Here is an 18,283-nt window from a genome sequence, read left to right as displayed (position 1 = left end):
ATAGAGGTATTCTGGCCCCATTCCTGCCTCAAACTCCTGCGAAAACCTGCCTCATAGGACAGATGTGTGCCGCGACCGTCGCGGCCACGGGATCAGCGGGCGGCCGACGCGACAGAAGATCGGTGCATGACCTCCCCCGGATCCCTCGGTTACGAAGGATGAGAAGGCTATGAGCAGCGATACGCCACGACCTGAAACAACACCGATCATCGCATGTACCGTCAGCCGGGACGTGCAGAACTTCGACCTGCTGATCGAGGACATGGAAGCCGCCCTTGGTGAAAGCTGGGGCGATCTGGGCTTTGCCGAGGCGCTGGCCTTTTTCGGCCAGGACGAAGCCGCTTCGCTGGAATTCATCGCGCTGGCGATGGACGAATCCGACGAGCAGAACCTCGTGCTGATGACCGAGATCGTCACCCAGGCCAAGGCGCGGGGCATCAAGGTGATCTTGATCGCCGAGGATGTGACCACCGCGTCGCTGCATTCGCTGCTGCGGCAGGGGGCGGATGAATTCGTGCCCTATCCGCTGCCCGAAGGCGAACTGGGCCAGGCGATCGAAAAGCTGCGCACCGCCGAAGAGGCCCCGCGCGACGAAGGCCAGACGCCGCACCTGAAGGCGGGCGCCCAGAAGGACGGCGCCGTGATCGTCGTGCACGGGCTGGCGGGCGGCACCGGCGCCACCACCATGGCGGTGAATCTTGCGTGGGAACTGGCGACCGCCGACAAGAAGAACCCGCCCTCGGTCTGCCTGCTGGACCTCGATCTGCAATATGGCGCTGTCGCGACCTTCCTCGACCTGCCCCGGCGCGAGGCGGTCTTTGAAATGCTGTCGGACACCGAGAACATGGACGAGGAGACCTTTGGCCAGTCGCTGCAGACCTACAACGAGAAGCTGCATGTGCTGACCGCCCCGACCGAGATGCTGCCGCTGGACCTGATCGGCGCGGAAGACGTGGAGCGGGTTCTGACCATGGCGCGCGAGCAGTTCGATTATGTCGTCGTCGATATGCCGTCGACGCTCGTCCAGTGGAGCGAGACGGTGCTGAACACGGCGCATATCTATTTCGCCACGCTCGAACTGGACATGCGCTGCGCCCAGAACGTCCTGCGGTTCAAGCGGGCGCTCCAGTCGGAGGATCTGCCGGTGGAAAAGCTGCGCTATGTTCTCAACCGGGCGCCCAAGTTCACCGATCTGAGCGCCAAGGGCCGGGTGAAGCGGATGGCGGAGTCCCTCTCCATCTCCATCGACGTACAACTGCCCGACGGCGGCAAGCAGATCACGCAGGCCAATGACCACGGTCTGCCGCTGGCCAATTCGGCGGCGAAGAACCCGCTGCGGCGCGAAATCGCGAAACTTGCAGCCTCTATCCATGACCTCAAGGGCGATGAGGCGAAGGCTGCCTGATCCCCCCTGCAGAAAGTGAGCGTTTGATGTTTTCCAAGTACAAGAAACCCGGCGGCGCGGCCCCTGCCCCGAAGCAGGAAAAGCCGGCAACGGTTACGCCCATTGCGACGGCGGCACCGAAGGCGGCGCCCCAGCCCGTCGCAAGCATGCGCCGTGTCGCCGCCCCCGCCATGGCAGCGCCGCTGGACCGGGACCTCAAGCGCAAGCAGCGGATGAGCGACATCAAGCTGGAACTGCACCGGGCGCTGCTGGACAACCTGAACCTCAGCGCGCTCGAACATGCGAGCGAGCAGGACCTGCGGCAGGAAATCAACGCCATCGCGGTGGAGATCCTCGCCGAGAAGGGCATCGTGCTGAACCGCGAAGACCGCATGACGCTGAATTCCGAACTCTACGATGAGGTCACAGGCCTTGGCCCGTTGGAGACCCTGCTGAAGGACGAGACCGTCAACGACATCCTTGTGAACGGCCCCCAGCAGATCTTCGTGGAGCGGGGCGGAAAGCTCGAACTGACGGACGTGACCTTCAAGGATGAAAGGCACCTGCTGCGGATCATCGACAAGATTGTCAGCGCGGTGGGCCGCCGGGTGGACGAAAGCAACCCCTACGTGGACGCCCGTCTGAAGGACGGCTCGCGCTTCAACGCCATGGTGCCGCCCGTCGCGGTGGACGGCAGCCTCGTGTCGATCCGGAAGTTCAAGAAGGACAAGCTGGGCATCGACGATCTGGTGGCTTTCGGTGCCTTTTCGGAAGAAATGGCCGCCTATCTTCAGGCAGCGGTGGCCACGCGGCTCAATATCATCGTGTCGGGCGGCACCGGGTCGGGCAAGACCACGACGCTGAACGCGCTGTCGTCCTTCATCGACAACTCCGAACGCATCCTGACGATCGAGGACACCGCCGAACTGCAGCTTCAGCAGACGCATGTGGGCCGCATGGAAAGCCGCCCGCCCAACGTCGAAGGCAAGGGCGAGGTATCGCCGCGCGACTGCCTCAAGAACGCGCTGCGGATGCGCCCTGACCGCATCATCGTGGGCGAGACGCGCGGCGAGGAAGTAATCGACATGCTGCAGGCCATGAACACCGGCCATGATGGCTCGATGACGACGATCCACGCCAACTCCGCCCGGGACGGGGTGTCGCGCCTTGAGAACATGATCGCCATGGCGGGCATCGAAATGCCGTTGAAGGCGGTGCGCAGCCAGATCTCCAGCGCCGTGAACCTCATCGTGCAGGCCAGCCGCCTGCAGGACGGTTCGCGCCGCATGACCTCCATCACCGAGATTACCGGCATGGAAGGCGACGTGATCTCCATGCAGGAAATCTTTCGCTACCAGCGCGTGGGGCTGACGCCCGAAAACAAGATCATCGGGCATTTCACGGCCACCGGCGTGCGCAGCCATTTCGCCGAACGCTTCCGGATGTGGGGCTATGACCTGCCCTCGTCCATCTACGAACCCGTCGCGGCCCAGTAAGGAACAGGACATGAGCGCCGAACCCATCATCTATGGCCTGATCTTCGTGGGCGTTCTCGTCCTCGTCGAGGGGCTCTATCTTGTCGCCTTCGGCAAGTCGATCAGCCTCAACAGCCGGGTAAACCGCCGCCTTGAGATGCTGGAAAAAGGCACCCGCCGTGAAGAGGTGCTGGACAAGCTGCGCAAGGAAATGCAGCAGCACATGAAGGCGAAATCCATCCCGCTCTATTCGCTGCTGGCCGAAAAGGCGCAGAAAGCGGCCATCGCCTTCACGCCAAAGCAGCTCATCATGATCATGGGTGGCGTTTCCGCCGCCGCTTTCATGGGGCTGACCATCGGCACCAGCACCGAACCGGGGGTGCGCGCCATGCTCAGCGTCGTCATCGGCGTGGGCGGGGTCTATTTCTGGATCTCTTCGAAGGCCAACAAGCGCATGGCCATGATCGAAGAGCAATTGCCCGACGCCGTCGAACTGATGGTGCGCAGCCTGCGGGTGGGCCATCCTTTCAGCAATGCGATCTCCATCGTCTCGAAAGAGGTGCAGGACCCACTGGCGTCCGAATTCGGGGTCATCGCGGACGAATCCGCCTATGGCCGGGACGTGGGCGAAGCGCTGAAAGACATGGCCGAACGGCTCGACATGCAGGATCTGCGCTTTCTCGCCGTCGCCGTGACGATCCAGCAGCAATCGGGCGGCAACCTTGCGGAAATCCTTGCGGGGCTGGCCAAGGTGATCCGGGCGCGCTTTCGCCTGTTCCGCCGGGTAAAGGCAATCACGGCAGAGGCGAAATGGTCCGGCAAGTTCCTTTCCGCCTTCCCGATCCTCGCGCTGATCGTGATCAACGTGGGCGATCCCAACTACTACGACGAAGTGCGCGATCACGCGCTCTTCATCCCCGCCTGCTTCCTCGTGGGGATCTTCCTTGCGGTGAACCTGCTGGTCATGCGCGTGCTGACCGACATCAAGGTCTGAGAGGTTTCGAAGAATGGACATCCTGCTCGAACTCAACGCCCGCGCGACCGAGGTTCTCGGCCCTCTGGGGCTGATCATCATCGCGGGCGCGCTGGGGATCGTTCTCATCGCGATCACCCTGCTGATGATGCTGCGCCAGCCCGAGGATCCTCTGGCCAAGCTCAAACGCGCCTCCTCCGTGCCGAACACGGCGGAGGGCAAGAAGCAGCTGCGTCAGTCTGACCGGAACGAACAGCTTCAGAAATTCGCCAAGTTCCTCGAACCCGAGGACGTGAACGAGCTGAGCGCCAAGCAACTTCTGCTGCGGCAGGCGGGCTATCAGTCACGCGACGCGGTCCGCATCTTCTACTTTGCGCAGATGGCGCTGGGTATCCTGGGGCTGGTGCTGGGGATCGTCTACGTCAACTTTCTGGGCGGCGGCGAAGGCCTGAGCACCCAGAAGACCATGATGTACACCGTGGGCCCCGGCGGCATCGGGTATTTCCTGCCGAAATACTGGGTCAACCGCCGCGCCGAGACGCGCAAGCAGGAGATCGAGCGCGGCTTTCCCGATGCGCTGGACATGATGCTCGTCTGTGTCGAAGCGGGCCAGTCGCTGGATCAGTGCATCGTGCGGGTGGCGCGTGAATTGCGCGCCTCCTACAAGGCGCTGGCGGACGAGTTTGAAATCGTCGCCTACGAGATGAAGGCCGGCAAGGACAAGATCAGCGTTCTCAACGACATGGGCGAACGCTGCGGCGTGCAGGACGTGTCTTCCTTCGTGACCGTGCTGATCCAGTCGGCGGCTTTCGGCACCTCGATCGCGGATGCCCTCCGGGTCTATGCCGGCGAAATGCGCGACAAGCGCGTGATGCGCGCCGAGGAAGCGGCAAACAAGTTGCCAACCAAGATGACCCTCGCCACAATGATGCTGACGGTGCCGCCGCTGCTGATCATTCTGGTCGGCCCTTCCGTGCACGGCATCACGCAACTGGGAAAAATGGGCGGAGCAGGCCAATAATCAACATGCAGTTCAGGCAGGCGGCACGCAGCGCCGCCTGCCTCTTCATCCTCATCGGATTGGCCGCCTGTTCTTCGGGCGGCTTTCCCGCATCTGGCGAAGGGCCCTTCGCCCCCGGTGTCGCGACCGGGGCGGCGATGGAGGACGGCGTGGAAGTGGGCCACCGCCTGATCGAAGCGGGGGAGTTCGAACTGGCGATCAAAGCCTTCAACCGCAGCGCGCTGGCCGGGGGTGGCATCACCGGAGAGATCCTTTCGGGCCTCGGCTCCGCCAACCTCGGCCTCGGGCGGCTGGGACAGGCCGAAACCCTGCTGCGCCGCGCCACGGAGGCCGACGCGGAGCGCCCCGAAATCTGGAACAACCTCGGCGTGGTGCTGATGGAACGCGGCAAGTTCGCCGAGGCGCAACAGGTCTTCCGCAAGGCCTATGCGCTCGACAATGGCGAAAGTGACGCAATCCGGGACAATCTGCGGTTGGCACTCGCAAAATTGGAAAATTCTGATATGAACGAGGCCGAGGACAGCGATTACAGACTGGTGCGGCGCGGGGCCGGGGATTACCGGATCCGACCACTGCCGTAACCGGCGAGAGCAGTGAAAAAGGACGCAAAATGCGCCACCCGATACTTCTGGCCGTCTGCATTGCAGGCGTGTCCGCCGTTGCAGGCTGCGGCGAAAGAAACGCGAACGCGACCGTCGAACGCGCCTTCAAGGACGTCAATGTCGTCGATGAGACCAACCTTTCGGACGTGATGCTCACCGTGGCGGACCCGAACGAGGCGGTCACCTATTTCACCCGATCCGTCAAGGCCGACCCAGAGCGCATCGACCACCAGCGCGGATTGGCCAGCTCTCTCATCCGGGCCAAGCGCCATACCGAGGGCGCCGTCGAATGGGCCAAGGTAACGCGCATGCCCGGCGCCACAGCAGACGACCGGGTGAACCACGCCGACGCGCTGATCCGCGCGGGGGACTGGGCAAAGGCCGAAGCCACGCTGAATACCATCCCCCCCACCCATGAGACCTTCGAACGCTATCGGCTCGAAGCCATCGTGGCCGACAGCAAGGAGGAATGGGCCAAGGCCGACAGTTTCTATGAAACCGCCGTGGGGCTGACGACAACGCCCGCCGGGGTGCTGAACAACTGGGGCTATTCCAAGCTGACGCGCGGCGATTACACTGCCGCCGAACGGCTCTTCGGCGATGCGATCCGGCAGGACGGCGGGCTCTTCACCGCCAAGAACAACCTCGTGCTGGCGCGCGGGGCGCAGCGCGACTACACGCTCCCCGTCATTCCGATGGATCAGACCGAACGCGCGCAGCTTCTGCACACCATGGCGCTGTCGGCGATCAAACAGGGCGATGTGGAAACCGGCAAGGGCCTGCTGCGCGATGCGATCGAAACGCACCCCCAGCATTTCGAAGCGGCGGTCGGCTCCCTGCGGGCCCTTGAAAACGCCGGATAGATCATGGCGATCCCGGCCACGACCGCGCTGTGGTTCCTGCCCTTCGTCCTGCCGCTCTGCCTTTATGTCGCCTATACCGACATGGCACAGATGCGCATCACCAATCAGGCGGTCATCGCATTGGCGCTGGTCTTCATCCTGATGGGCCCCTTCCTGTTCCCGTTCGAGACCTATCTCTGGCGGTTGCTGGCCGGCGTCATCGTGCTGGTATTGGGGATCATGCTGAACGCGGTCGGCACCATGGGCGCGGGCGACGCGAAGTTCCTCGCCGCCGGGGCGCCCTATGTGGCACTGGGGGACCTGCGGCTGCTGATGGCGCTTTTCATGGCGGTGCTGCTGGCCGCCGCGATCACCCACCGCGGCATCGCCAGAACGCCGCTGCGGCGGCTGGCGCCCGATTGGGAAAGCTGGAACCGCGGCAAGAAATTTCCCATGGGTCTCGCCCTCGGCGCTACGCTGGCCGCCTATCTGGCGCTCGGGGCCGTCTATGGCGCCTGAATACCGCCACATTCCCCTGCTAATCCGCGCTGTGTTCCCCGCCTTTGAAGGAGTTACCAGATGAACGTCCAGTCCACCTCCGTCATGGCGCCGCCCCCGCCCCGCTCCATCGAGGAAATGCGGATTCCGCTGGTCATGATGCGGGACATCCTGCTGAAGACGATCTTTCGCAAGAACGTGAACCTTGTCAGCGAACTGGCAAAGGCGGTCTGTCTGCCGATACAGGTGACGCAGGAACTGGTGGACATGGCGCGCGGCCAGCAACTGCTGGAGGCGACCGGCACGCTCAATGCAAACAACGGCAACGAGATGGGCTACCAGCTGACCGATGCGGGCAAGGCGCGCGCGCTGGATGCGCTGGCGCAATCGGAATACTTCGGCGCGATGCCGGTGCCGCTGTCGGTCTACCGCGAACAGGTCGAACGCCAGTCGGTGCGCAACCTGCAGATCAGCCGCCAGCAACTGACCGACGCCATGGGCCACCTCGTGCTGCCCGACAGCCTGCTCGACCACCTCGGCCCGGCGGTGTCCGCGGGCCGGTCGATCCTCATGTACGGGCCGCCCGGCAACGGCAAATCCTCCATTTCCAACGGTATCCGCGACGCGCTCGGCGACAAGGTCTATGTGCCGCGCGCCATTGAATACGCGGGCCAGGTGATCACCGTCTACGATCCCATCGTCCATTCCGCCGCCGAAGAAGAGGTGCAGGACCCGACATCGCTGCGCCGCGTCACCCGCTACGACATGCGTTATGTGCGCTGCGAACGCCCCACGGTAATCACGGGCGGCGAATTGTCGCTCGACATGCTGGACCTCGTCTACAACCCCACCGCACGGACCTATCAGGCACCGCTGCAGCTTAAATCGACGGGCGGCATCTTCATCGTCGACGACCTTGGCCGCCAGAAGGAACCGCCGCAGAGCATCGTGAACCGCTGGATCGTCCCGCTGGAGGAAAGCAAGGATATCCTCGCCCTACAGTCGGGCGAAAAGTTCGAAGTGCCCTTCGACACGCTGGTGATCTTCTCTACCAACTTCCACCCGAACGAGATCTTCGATCAGGCGGCCCTGCGGCGTATCTTCTTCAAGATCAAGATCGACGGCCCCAATCAGGAGAACTTCCTCAAGATCTTCGCCATGGTCGCCAAGAAGCGCAACATGGCGCTGGACGAGGAAGCGCTCGTTCATCTGCTCAAGGTCAAATATCCGACGATCGACAACGTCTATGCCAACTACCAGCCGATCTTCCTGATCGACCAGATGATCGCCATCTGCGACTTCGAAGGCATCCCCTACCGAATGTCCAAGCCGCTCATCGACAGGGCCTGGGCCAATATGTTCGTGAAAGACGAAGTCATCGTGAAGTGATCTCGGCCCCCTTCCAAATGGCCTGAAATCCCGGGGGTGCGGGGGCTGGCCCCCGCGCGGGGGCGCGCTACACTCGGGCCATGAACGATCTGCCACCCCTCTTTGCCGACTGGTTCTCGTCCCGGGGGTGGTCCATCCATCCGCATCAGCAGCTCATGCTGGACAAGGCCGAGGCGCCTGCCCTGCTGCTCATCGCGCCCACGGGCGGGGGCAAGACGCTGTCGGGATTCCTGCCCACGCTGCTCGACCTCGCGGACGGCAGCCATGAAGGCATGCATACGCTCTACATCTCTCCGCTGAAGGCGCTGGCCGCGGACATCAAGCGCAACCTGACCACCCCGGTCGAGGAAATGCGTCTGCCCATCACCATCGACGAACGCACCGGCGACACGACGGCGACCCGGCGCAAGCGCCAGCGCGCCGAGCCGCCCAATATTTTCCTGACCACCCCCGAAAGCCTTGCCCTGTTGGTCAGCTACGAAGACGCGCCGCGCATGTTCGCGGGTCTCAAACGCGTGGTGATCGATGAAATCCACGCGCTGGCGGAAAGCAAGCGCGGCGACCAGATGATGCTGGCGCTGGCACGGTTGCAGACGATCTGCCCCGGTCTCAAACGCGTGGGCCTGTCAGCCACCGTGGAAGACCCGGCGGCCATCGCGCATCTGATGGCGCGCCACCCCGATCCCTGCGAGGTCGTGCTCGCCGATCCGGGGCCCGCCCCCGACATCCGGATGCTGCGCACCGAAGAGGTGCCGCCATGGTCCGGCGGCGGTGCCGCCTATGCCATCCCCGCGGTGCTGGAAGAGGTCAAGCGCCATAACACAACGCTGATATTCCACAACACCCGCGCGCAGGCGGAAATCTTCTTTCACAACCTCTGGCTCGCCAATGATGAGGGCCTGCCCATCGGCATCCATCACGGCAGTCTCGACCGGACCCAGCGGACCCGGGTGGAGGCGGCCATGGTCCGGGGCGAGCTGCGCGCCATCGTCTGTACCGGCAGCCTCGATCTCGGCATCGACTGGGGCGATGTGGACCTCGTGATCCAGATCGGCGCGCCCAAGAACGTCAAGCGGCTGGTCCAGCGCATCGGTCGTGCCAACCACCGCTACAACGCACCCTCGAAGGCTCTGCTGGTGCCCGCCAACCGCTTCGAGGTGGTGGAATGCGTGGCCGCGCTGGAGGCGGTGCTGGCGGGCGAGCTGGACGGGGAACCGCGCGGTCCCGGCCCGCGCGATGTGCTCTGCCAGCATATCCTGATCACCGCCTGCGCCGGACCCTTCGACGCCGACGATCTTTTCGCCGAAGTCACCAGCGCCGGCGCCTATGCCGCGCTGTCGCGCCCCGCCTTCGACGATTGCCTCGCCTTCTGCGCCACGGGCGGCTACGCCCTGCGCGCCTATGACCGCTGGCAGCGGCTCATGCAGGACGCCGATGGGCGCTGGCGTCTGCGTGACCCGCGCAGCGCGCAGCGCATCCGCATGAACATCGGCACGATACAGGATACCGACACGCTCAAGGTGCGGATGCGCCGCAATCGCGGCGGCAAGCCCCTGGGCGAGATCGAGGAAGGCTTTGCCGCCACGCTGACCAAGGGCGACACCTTCCTGATCGGCGGGCAGATCGTGCGATACGAAGGTCTGCGGGAAATGACCGTCGAAGTATCCCGCGACGCGGCCAAGAAACCGCGTATCGCCACCTTCATGGGCACGAAATTCGCCACCTCCACCCAGCTTTCGGCGCGGGTGCAGCGCATGTTCACGCAGGAAAGCTGGCCCGAACTGCCGGAACACACCGCCGCGTGGCTGCACCTTCAGCGCGAGGTCAGCGAATTGCCCCGGCCCGGGCGGCTGTTGGTCGAAAGCTTTCCGCATGACGGGCGGCAGCAGACGGTCATCTACGGTTTCGCCGGGCGCAACGGGATGCAGACGCTGGGCCTGCTGCTCACCAAGCGGATGGAGGAGATGGGCCTGCACCCGCTGGGCTTCGTCTCCACCGATTATGCGACGCTGATCTGGGGGCTGGACGCCGTGGAAGACCCCGCGCCGCTCTTCGATCTCGCCGCGTTGCAGGAGGGGCTGGAAGGCTGGCTCGCCGGGAACGCGGTGATGAAACGGACGTTCCGCGCCTGTGCCACCATCGCCGGGCTGATCGAGCGCAACACCCCTTCGGCGCGCAAGTCGGGGCGACAGGCGACCTTCAGTTCCGATATCCTCTATGACACGCTGCTGCGCTATGATCCCGATCACCTGATGCTGCAGATCACCCGCGAAGAGGCGCTGCGCGGACTGGTCGATTTCGGGCGCATCGAAGAGATGATCGGCCGCGTGGGCGACCGCATCGACCACCGGGTGCTCAGCCGTGTGACCCCCCTCGCCGCCCCGCTGCTGCTGGAAATGGGCCGCGTCCCGGTAAGCGGCGCGGCGGAGGAACGCCTGCTCGCCGAAGAAGCCGCGCGGCTGATGGAACAGTCAGGGCTTGCCGCGCTGACCCCGCCGCCCTCGGACAGGCCCCGCTGGCGCGCAGGCTTTTGACCCTTGCGGGGCGTGCCGAAACCGGCGATGAACGAACCATGAACGGCTATGATTTCACTTTCTGCGGGGCGCATCTGACTGCGCTGGGATCGGGCGCGCTCTGGTGGGCCGATGCCGCACTTCTCTGCGTGAGCGACCTGCATATGGGCAAATCGGAGCGCATCCTGCGCCGGGGCGGCACGGCCCTGCCCCCCTATGAAACGCTGGATACGCTGAACCGCCTCGCCGCCGATCTGGCGCGGCTGCCCGTGCGCCATGTCATCTGCTTGGGCGACAGCTTCGACGACAGTGCCGCCGCCCAAGCACTGCCCGATGACATGCGGGGCCGGATCGCTGCCCTGCAGGCGGGCCGGGACTGGACATGGATCGAGGGCAACCACGACCCCGCGCCGGTGGCCATGGGCGGCACCCATCTGGCCGAGCTTCGCGTCGGCCCGCTCACCTTCCGGCATATCGCGCAAGCGGGGGCCACGGGCGAGGTCTCCGGGCATTATCACCCCAAGGCCCGCGTGCGCAGCCGGGGCCGCAGCATTTCGCGGCCCGCCTTTCTGGTGGATGACGCGCGGCTGATCCTGCCCGCCTTCGGCACCTATACCGGCGGGCTGCGCTGCGGGTCAGAGGCGCTGACCCGGCTGATGCGCGCCGATGCCCATGCGATCCTGACGGGCAACCGCCCGGTCGCCGTACCGATGTACGGGGCCTGAGCGTGGACGAAGAGACCGCCCGGCGCATCCGCCGCAGCTTTGCCAGCCAGACGATGATGGCGACCCTCGGGGCCGAAGTCACGGAAATCGCCCCCGGAAGGGTCTGCGTTCGCGCGCCCATATCACCCGGGGCCCTGCAGCAGCAGGGGTTCGGCCATGCCGGTCTGACCTTTGCCATCGGCGACAGCGCGGCGGGCTATGCCGCACTGACGATGCTGCCGCCGGAGATGGACGTCGTCACATCGGAGCTGAAGATCAACCTGCTGGCCCCGGCGCGCGGCGATTACCTTTTGGCGACCGGCAGCGTGGTCAAGGCAGGGCGGCGGCTCTGCGTGGTGACGGCAGAGGTGCACGCCGTCACCGGAGAGACCCGAAAGCAGGTGGCGCTTTTGCAGGGAACGGTGGTTCCGGTACCGAAGGGCGACGGTTAAGCCGTCAGCCCCTCCGGCTCCGGCAACCCGTTGGCGCGGCAGCAGGCGGTGACCGTGTTGGCCAGCAGGCAGGCGATGGTCATGGGGCCCACGCCGCCCGGCACCGGTGTGATGGCCCCGGCCACTTGCGCGCAGCTGTCGAAATCCACATCGCCCACCAGCCGTGTCTTGCCTTCGCCCTTTTCCGGCGCGTCGATGCGGTTGATGCCCACGTCGATCACCGTGGCACCCGGTTTGATCCAGTCCCCCGGCACCATCCGGGGCCGCCCCACGGCAGCGACCACGATGTCGGCCCGGCGAACGACCGCGCCCAGATCCTTGGTGCGCGAATGGGCAATCGTGACCGTGCAGCTGTCACCCAGCAGCAGTTGCGCCATGGGCTTGCCCACGATGTTGGAGCGCCCGATCACCACCGCATCCAGCCCCGACAGGCTGCCGTGGTGATCCCGCAGCAGCATCAGGCAGCCCAGCGGCGTGCAGGGCACCATGCTCTTCTGCCCGGTGGCCAGCAAACCGACGTTGGAGATATGGAACCCGTCCACATCCTTTGCCGGGTCGATGGCATTGATCACGAGGTCTTCGTCCAGATGGTCGGGCAAGGGCAGCTGCACCAGTATCCCGTGGATCTCGGGGTCGTTGTTCAACCGGTCGATCAGCGCCAGCAGGTCCGCTTCGGAGGTGTCCGCATCCAGCCGTTGCTCGACCGATTTCATCCCGACCTCGACCGTCATCTTGCCCTTGGACTTCACATAGACCTGACTGGCCGGGTCCTCGCCCACCAGCACGACGGCGAGGCCCGGCGTGATGCCGTGGTGGTCTTTCAGCGCGCGGACGTGATCCGCTACCCGGCCGCGCACATCTGCCGCAAAGGCCTTGCCGTCCAGTATCGTCGCCGCCATCCTGTTTCCCTTCTTCTCATGATCCGAAATACTTCCGCCGGAGGCTTCGTGCCGCGGGGGTCGATCCCCCGCGGCATCGTATCTCAAAACAATCCTTCGACGTCACCATCCGCGTTGAGGCAAATGTTCTCCGCCGAGGGAACGCGCGGCAGGCCCGGCATGGTCATGATCTCGCCGCAGATCACGACGACAAAGCCCGCGCCCGCGCTCAGACGCACCTCCCGCACCGGCACGCCGAAGCCCGTGGGCGCGCCGCGCCGGTCCGGATCGGTGGTGAAGCTGTACTGCGTCTTGGCCATACAGACCGGCAGATGGCCGTAGCCCTGTGCTTCCCAGTCCTTCAGCTGGTTGCGGATCTTCTGATCGGCCAGCACTTCGTCGGCGCGGTAGATGCGCTTGGCCACGGTCTCGATCTTCTGGAACAGCGGCATGTCGTCATCGTAAAGGGGCGCGAAATTGGCGCTGTCGCCATCGGCGATTTCCGCCACGCGAGTGGCCAGATCGGCCGAGCCTTCGGAGCCCAGTTCCCAGTGCCGCGACAGGATCGCCTCTGCGCCGTGGGCGGAGACGTAATCCTTGATGGTCTGCACCTCGGCATCCGTGTCGGTGACGAAATGGTTGATCGCCACCACCACGGGCACGCCGAAGGATTTCACGTTCTCCACATGCCGGCCAAGGTTGGCGCAGCCCTGCTTCACCGCCTCCACGTTCTCGGCCCCGAGGTCGGCCTTCGCCACGCCGCCGTTCATCTTCATGGCGCGCACGGTGGCCACCACCACCACGACCGACGGCGCGAGGCCCGCCTTGCGGCACTTGATGTTCATGAACTTCTCGGCGCCCAGATCGGCACCGAAGCCCGCTTCGGTCACCACGTAGTCCGCCAGTTTCAGCGCCGTGGTCGTCGCGATGACGGAGTTGCAGCCGTGGGCGATGTTGGCAAAGGGGCCGCCGTGCACGAAGGCGGGGTTGTTTTCCAGCGTCTGCACGAGGTTGGGCTGCATCGCGTCCTTGAGCAGGACGGTCATCGCCCCGTCCGCCTTTATGTCGCGGGCGTAGACGGGGGTGCGGTCGCGGCGGTAGGCGACGATCATGTCACCCAGCCGCTGCTGCAGGTCCTTGAGGTCCTTGGCAAGGCAGAGGATCGCCATGACCTCGGAAGCGACGGTGATGTCGAAACCGGCTTCCCGCGGGAAACCGTTGGACACGCCGCCAAGGCTCGCGGTGATCTGGCGCAGCGCACGGTCGTTCATGTCCACCACCCGGCGCCAGGTGATGCGGCGAATGTCGATATCGAGTTCGTTGCCCCAGTAGATATGGTTGTCGATCATCGCCGACAGCAGATTGTGCGCGCTGGTGATCGCGTGGAAATCGCCGGTGAAATGCAGGTTCATCTCTTCCATGGGCACGATCTGGGCATAGCCGCCCCCCGCCGCACCGCCCTTCATGCCGAAGTTCGGTCCGAGCGAGGCTTCGCGGATGCAGACCGCCGCCTTCTTGCCGATCCGGTTCAGCCCGTCGCCCAGACCGACGGTCGTCGTCGTCTTGCCTTCGCCCGCCGGGGTGGGGTTGATCGCGGTCACGAGGATGAGCTTGCCGTCGGGCCGGTCCTGCACCCCGTCGATGAAACGCTGGCTGACCTTGGCTTTGTCATGGCCATAGGGAAGCAGATCATCGCTGGAAATGCCGAGTTTTTCGCCGATTTCCTGAATGGGGCGCTTCTTGGCCTCCCGTGCGATCTGAATGTCGGTCTTGAATGCCATCTGAGAATCCCCTGTTGTCCCCGGGCTGCGTTGCTGGCTTCGTCATACAGCGCGAACCCCCGGCGGTAAGGCGGCAATTCCGACATTTCCGGCCCCCGATGCGGCGTGATGTCGCTGCGGGTTTCGTTTCGGAAACGGGGGTGGTGGCGGCCAAGGCAAGGCTACACGCCGGAACCCCACGCCGAAGCAGGTGTTTTACCCTCGTGGTTAATCAGTATGGAGGAAAGCAAGATGAAAACGACCCATAGTCTCATGACGGCACTTGCCGCCACCGTGGCCTTCGGCACGGCAGCGCAGGCGGGCGACAACAAGGACACCGCAGGGTTCTGCGACGGCGGCTACAGCCTGACGGACGTGAACGGGGATGGCTATATCAGCCCGATCGAGATCGAAGCCTATTCCAAACGTTCCAACGTGGCGATGGACGCCGACAAGAGCGGCAGCATCAGCCGCGACGAATACGTCAACTGCGCCAAGGTGGGCATGGATGTGCACCCCATGCGCGAAAAGGGCAACCTCGTGGACAGCGGCATGCTGGACGCGGATGAGGACGGCATGATCAGCAGCGACGAATACCTCGGCTATGCCTTCGACCGGGCCCGGCTGGCCGCGGAAGGTGACTCCGAAGCCGCGGAAGATGCGCAGCGCCTCGTCTACCGCCTGCCCGACGAGGAAAAGCTGGAGTTCGACACGGTTCCGCTCGAAGAGGTCGTGAGCCGGTCCAAGCGGATGTTCATGGTGCTGGACAGCGACCGTGACGGCGCCCTGTCGAGCGAGGAATACGAAGTGGAGGTCATGAAGCCTATCGACATCGACGATGTGCTGAACCGCGAGTTCGACAGCATCGATGCCGACAAATCCGATGACGTGACCCCCGAGGAGATGACCGAAGCCAACACCGCCCGCGCCCAACGCGCGATGGAGCGGTCTGAAGCCGCCACGGGCGAAAAGTCCGATCCCGAAGTGGGCGCGCCGGTGGTCTACTACACCTATCCGCACGCAATGTAAGGCGCTTTAGCTGGGGCTGAAGCAAGGGCCGGGGGTGACCCCGGCCTTTTGCGTTTCAGGTATCCCCCGCCCAAACCGGCTGGTCCGGGATATGCAGGCGCAGCCTGTCGCCAAGCGTCAGCGGTCCCTCACGCTCCACCCACGCGGTGACGCCCCGCAGTCCCTTCGCCGCCTGTTTGAACCGCGCGCCAAGGCCCGGCGCTTCCCGGTCGATCACCCGGCCCGGCAGGACACAGGGGCGGTTTTCCATGTCTACCACCAGCGTTGCCCCGCTCCGGCCCTGCAGGCGCGCGCTCGGCGGGATGTGGGAGAAATCGGGGATGCCCGAGACCACGATGGAGGCCCCCACATGCGCAGGGTCGAGCGTGCCTAGGCCCATGGCTCCCGCGATCCGGGCGAGCTCTTCCTGTGACACGATGGACAATTGGCGGGTGTTGCGGATCTCCGTCCCCCGGGGGTGCTGGGCGGTCACGCGCGAACAGGAAGGGCGCGTCAGCCCGGCGTGGCAATCGCCCTCGAAGCCACCATAGCTGGCGAAGGCTTGGTCGAGCGGACGGGCGGAAAGATCGCTCCCACTGTCCTCTACCAGCCCCAGCCAAGTGATCGTGGCGAGGTGATCGGTGGGTTTCAGGGCGGGCATGGGGCATCTCCTTTTCGTTGCGGCAGGGTGCCCGGGGGCTGAGCAAAAGGGAAGGCCCCGCACGGGTGAGCCTTGCAACCCTCGAGTGAGCGATACCGAGGCTGGGAATAGAGGGTTCGCTTCTGGACTTAGATGACGGTGCCGCGGGGCGGCGCCCGGCCGCGGGTGGAAACGCCGGGGCGCACCGAAATCTCTCCTATCGCTATTTCGCTTGCCACTTGTAATCCTCCGAGCCACTTGACCTCAACTTAAGCTGAGGAGGTATCAGGGGTTAAATCAAGTTAGAGCAGGGACGGGTTTATGGCGGATGTGTCAGTAGAGAATAATGCGCGGAATAATCAGTCAGGCGCCTTTGCGCGGTTTGGTACAGCCGTCGGTTTGGCAAACCTTGGTGATGGGATCGCTGTCGTCGCATGGGCCTGGATTGCTTCGCTTTTGACACGGGATCCCCTGTGGATCGCGATCTTGCCTGCGGCGCTGCGCGTTCCATGGGTTCTGTTCGCGCTACCCTCCGGCATTCTTGCTGATCGCATGGACCGTAAGCGGTTGATTGTGTTCTGTGATCTGATCCGCACTCTTGCCTATGGTATGGCGGGTGGCGCGATGATGCTGAGCTTGCCACTTGCCGAGCCAGTCATTGACGGGATTGGGAGATCCACCCTGTACTGGAGCTTACTGTCACTCGGTTTCCTCATAGGGTGCGCGGAGGTCGCTCGCGACAATGCAGCACAGTCAATGCTTCCCAAGATTGTCCCATCGGAGAAGCTTGAGCGTGCCAACGGACTGCTTGGAAGTATCGAAACCGTTGGAAACAGTATGGCGGGACCCGCGCTCGGGGCTTTTATAGTCGCCATCTTCGTCCCTCTGCCATTTCTTGCAATCGCCATTGCGCTTTTGTTTGCGGCACTTCTGACGGCTTCCCTAAAAGGGGACTTCAAACCAAGCGAAAAAAAGACACAAGATTGGCGAGACGAGCTGATGGAAGGTTTTCGGTTTGTCGTGAGTCACCCAATGTTGCGGGTTCTTGTCTTGATCACCGGCTTCTGGAATTTCTTCGCCGAAATGTCCGTTATTGCACTTGTGCTGCACGTCCAAGAGAACATGAATGCAGGCGCAACGACTTACGGTCTCATTCTCGCTGTCGGAGCTTTCGGGGGAGTTGTCGGCGGCGTCTCGGTTGCCCCTCTGATGAAACTTTTTCCAACAGGTGTGCTGGCCAAGTGGATGAACCTCGCCTCAGCGCCGATGTTCTTGCTGATCGCCTTCGCTCCGGGGCCAATCACGGTCTCCGTTGCGATGTTCTTTTTCTATCTCAGCGGCATTGTTTGGAACACGCTTTCCATATCCTATCGTCAGCGTGTCGTGTCCGATGAAATCAGAGGGCGGGTTAACAGCGTCTATCGGCTTTTTGCATGGGGAATGATGCCTCTTGGGCTGGTTGTTTCCGGTGCCATCGTAAGCATAGCCGAAGGTCCGTTAGCTCGCGAGACTGCGCTTAAAATGCCGTTCCTGACCGCAGCAACAGGGATCTTTATCTTGGCGGCTGCTTCATGGCGACCGCTTGGACAGGGGTTCAAATAGTCAGATTGAAGCCGGAATAGCGGGCATTCGTGCGAGGCGCAGCATCGGTTATAATGGGCTGATTTTATTGAAAAACTCAGAAAATCTGACAGCATCGCCGACCGACATGGATGCCACTTTATGGTGCACCCATGTCTCGGACGTTCGAAAGGACAACGGGCGGTGACAAAGCGCCCGCCCCGGGGGGCGGTCGGGCGCTACCCGGCGGCGCGATGCGCCTTAACTCCGGGCGGGTGCGGTAGGGGCCTTGTCGCGAAAAGAAAAAGGCCCCGCGTGGGGGCCTTTCGCAACTCTTTATGGTTTCCGTCAGACCGACGGTTCAGGTTCCATGCCGCCGGAGGGGGGCGTTTTCTTGCCCTTGGCCTTGGGGATCGCCGTGACGCTGGGCGCGCTGCCCTGATCGGGGGTGTCGTCGCCCGGGTCTTCGGTGGGCGGCAGCCCGTCCATCACGCGCTTGATCTCGTCGCCGGTCAGCGTTTCGTACTCCAGCAGGCCCTGTGCCAGCCGCTCGAACTCCACCTCTTTCTCGGTGATGATCTTCA

16 protein-coding genes and 1 pseudogene are annotated in these 18,283 nt (G+C 63.9%); 13 read left to right on the top strand and 4 right to left on the bottom strand.

The window, feature by feature from the left end; all coding sequences use genetic code 11:
- Positions 1-169: 169 nt before the first annotated feature.
- The 11 genes from A3764_RS00625 to A3764_RS00575 all read left to right on the top strand — a co-directional run bounded on the left by A3764_RS00625 (position 170) and on the right by A3764_RS00575 (position 11,853).
- The gene (locus A3764_RS00625; RefSeq protein ID WP_067927971.1) at positions 170-1,405 is read left to right on the top strand and encodes an AAA family ATPase; all 1,236 of its coding nucleotides are present in this window, start codon (positions 170-172) and stop codon (positions 1,403-1,405) included.
- Between the two features lie 26 nt (positions 1,406-1,431).
- On the top strand, positions 1,432-2,880 hold the full coding sequence (locus A3764_RS00620) for a CpaF family protein (protein WP_067927968.1): 1,449 nt from the start codon (positions 1,432-1,434) through the stop codon (positions 2,878-2,880).
- 10 nt (positions 2,881-2,890) lie between these two features.
- A complete protein-coding gene (locus A3764_RS00615) occupies positions 2,891-3,853 on the top strand; it encodes a type II secretion system F family protein (RefSeq protein WP_067927966.1) in 963 nt (320 codons plus the stop codon).
- A 13-nt stretch (positions 3,854-3,866) separates the two neighbouring features.
- Positions 3,867-4,853 (top strand): type II secretion system F family protein, encoded by a 987-nt coding sequence (locus tag A3764_RS00610; protein ID WP_067927963.1) that lies wholly within the window; start codon positions 3,867-3,869, stop codon positions 4,851-4,853.
- Between the two features lie 5 nt (positions 4,854-4,858).
- Positions 4,859-5,434: a tetratricopeptide repeat protein gene (locus tag A3764_RS00605; protein WP_067927960.1), complete on the top strand. Its 576-nt coding sequence runs from the start codon at positions 4,859-4,861 to the stop codon at positions 5,432-5,434.
- Positions 5,435-5,463: 29 nt separating this feature from the next.
- Positions 5,464-6,318: a tetratricopeptide repeat protein gene (locus A3764_RS00600; protein ID WP_067927957.1), complete on the top strand. Its 855-nt coding sequence runs from the start codon at positions 5,464-5,466 to the stop codon at positions 6,316-6,318.
- Between the two features lie 3 nt (positions 6,319-6,321).
- Positions 6,322-6,816 (top strand): prepilin peptidase, encoded by a 495-nt coding sequence (locus tag A3764_RS00595; protein WP_067927954.1) that lies wholly within the window; start codon positions 6,322-6,324, stop codon positions 6,814-6,816.
- 60 nt (positions 6,817-6,876) lie between these two features.
- Positions 6,877-8,184: an ATPase gene (locus A3764_RS00590; RefSeq protein WP_067927951.1), complete on the top strand. Its 1,308-nt coding sequence runs from the start codon at positions 6,877-6,879 to the stop codon at positions 8,182-8,184.
- Positions 8,185-8,264: 80 nt separating this feature from the next.
- Complete coding sequence (locus A3764_RS00585) at positions 8,265-10,718, top strand: ligase-associated DNA damage response DEXH box helicase (RefSeq protein WP_067927948.1); 2,454 nt, start codon at positions 8,265-8,267, stop codon at positions 10,716-10,718.
- A 38-nt stretch (positions 10,719-10,756) separates the two neighbouring features.
- Positions 10,757-11,422, top strand: coding sequence for a ligase-associated DNA damage response endonuclease PdeM (gene pdeM / locus A3764_RS00580; RefSeq protein WP_067927979.1), 666 nt, complete (start codon positions 10,757-10,759; stop codon positions 11,420-11,422).
- Between the two features lie 53 nt (positions 11,423-11,475).
- Positions 11,476-11,853 (top strand): PaaI family thioesterase, encoded by a 378-nt coding sequence (locus A3764_RS00575; RefSeq protein WP_067927976.1) that lies wholly within the window; start codon positions 11,476-11,478, stop codon positions 11,851-11,853.
- Here the strand turns inward: A3764_RS00575 and folD are convergent.
- A complete protein-coding gene (gene folD, locus A3764_RS00570; RefSeq protein WP_067927945.1) occupies positions 11,850-12,752 on the bottom strand; it encodes a bifunctional methylenetetrahydrofolate dehydrogenase/methenyltetrahydrofolate cyclohydrolase FolD in 903 nt (300 codons plus the stop codon). The genes A3764_RS00575 and folD overlap by 4 nt on opposite strands.
- Before the next feature lie 83 nt (positions 12,753-12,835).
- Positions 12,836-14,512: a formate--tetrahydrofolate ligase gene (locus A3764_RS00565; RefSeq protein ID WP_067927942.1), complete on the bottom strand. Its 1,677-nt coding sequence runs from the start codon at positions 14,510-14,512 to the stop codon at positions 12,836-12,838.
- A 231-nt stretch (positions 14,513-14,743) separates the two neighbouring features.
- Between A3764_RS00565 and A3764_RS00560 the strand changes: the two genes are divergently transcribed.
- On the top strand, positions 14,744-15,520 hold the full coding sequence (locus A3764_RS00560) for a hypothetical protein (protein ID WP_068101080.1): 777 nt from the start codon (positions 14,744-14,746) through the stop codon (positions 15,518-15,520).
- 55 nt (positions 15,521-15,575) lie between these two features.
- On the opposite strand, the gene A3764_RS00555 is transcribed toward A3764_RS00560, so the two are convergent.
- On the bottom strand, positions 15,576-16,160 hold the full coding sequence (locus A3764_RS00555; RefSeq protein ID WP_067927938.1) for an MOSC domain-containing protein: 585 nt from the start codon (positions 16,158-16,160) through the stop codon (positions 15,576-15,578).
- A gap of 300 nt (positions 16,161-16,460) precedes the next feature.
- Here A3764_RS00555 and A3764_RS00550 point away from each other — a divergent pair, with 300 nt between their 5' ends.
- Positions 16,461-17,741: an MFS transporter gene (locus A3764_RS00550; RefSeq protein ID WP_067927935.1), complete on the top strand. Its 1,281-nt coding sequence runs from the start codon at positions 16,461-16,463 to the stop codon at positions 17,739-17,741.
- 306 nt (positions 17,742-18,047) lie between these two features.
- Here the strand turns inward: A3764_RS00550 and A3764_RS00545 are convergent.
- Positions 18,048-18,283 (bottom strand): annotated as a pseudogene (locus tag A3764_RS00545) (ATP-dependent zinc metalloprotease FtsH); the annotation flags it as partial.

Origin of the sequence: Sulfitobacter sp. HI0129 (assembly GCF_001635395.1) — a bacterium.
Taxonomy (GTDB): domain Bacteria; phylum Pseudomonadota; class Alphaproteobacteria; order Rhodobacterales; family Rhodobacteraceae; genus Sulfitobacter.
This window is presented reverse-complemented; position numbering and strand designations above follow the sequence as displayed.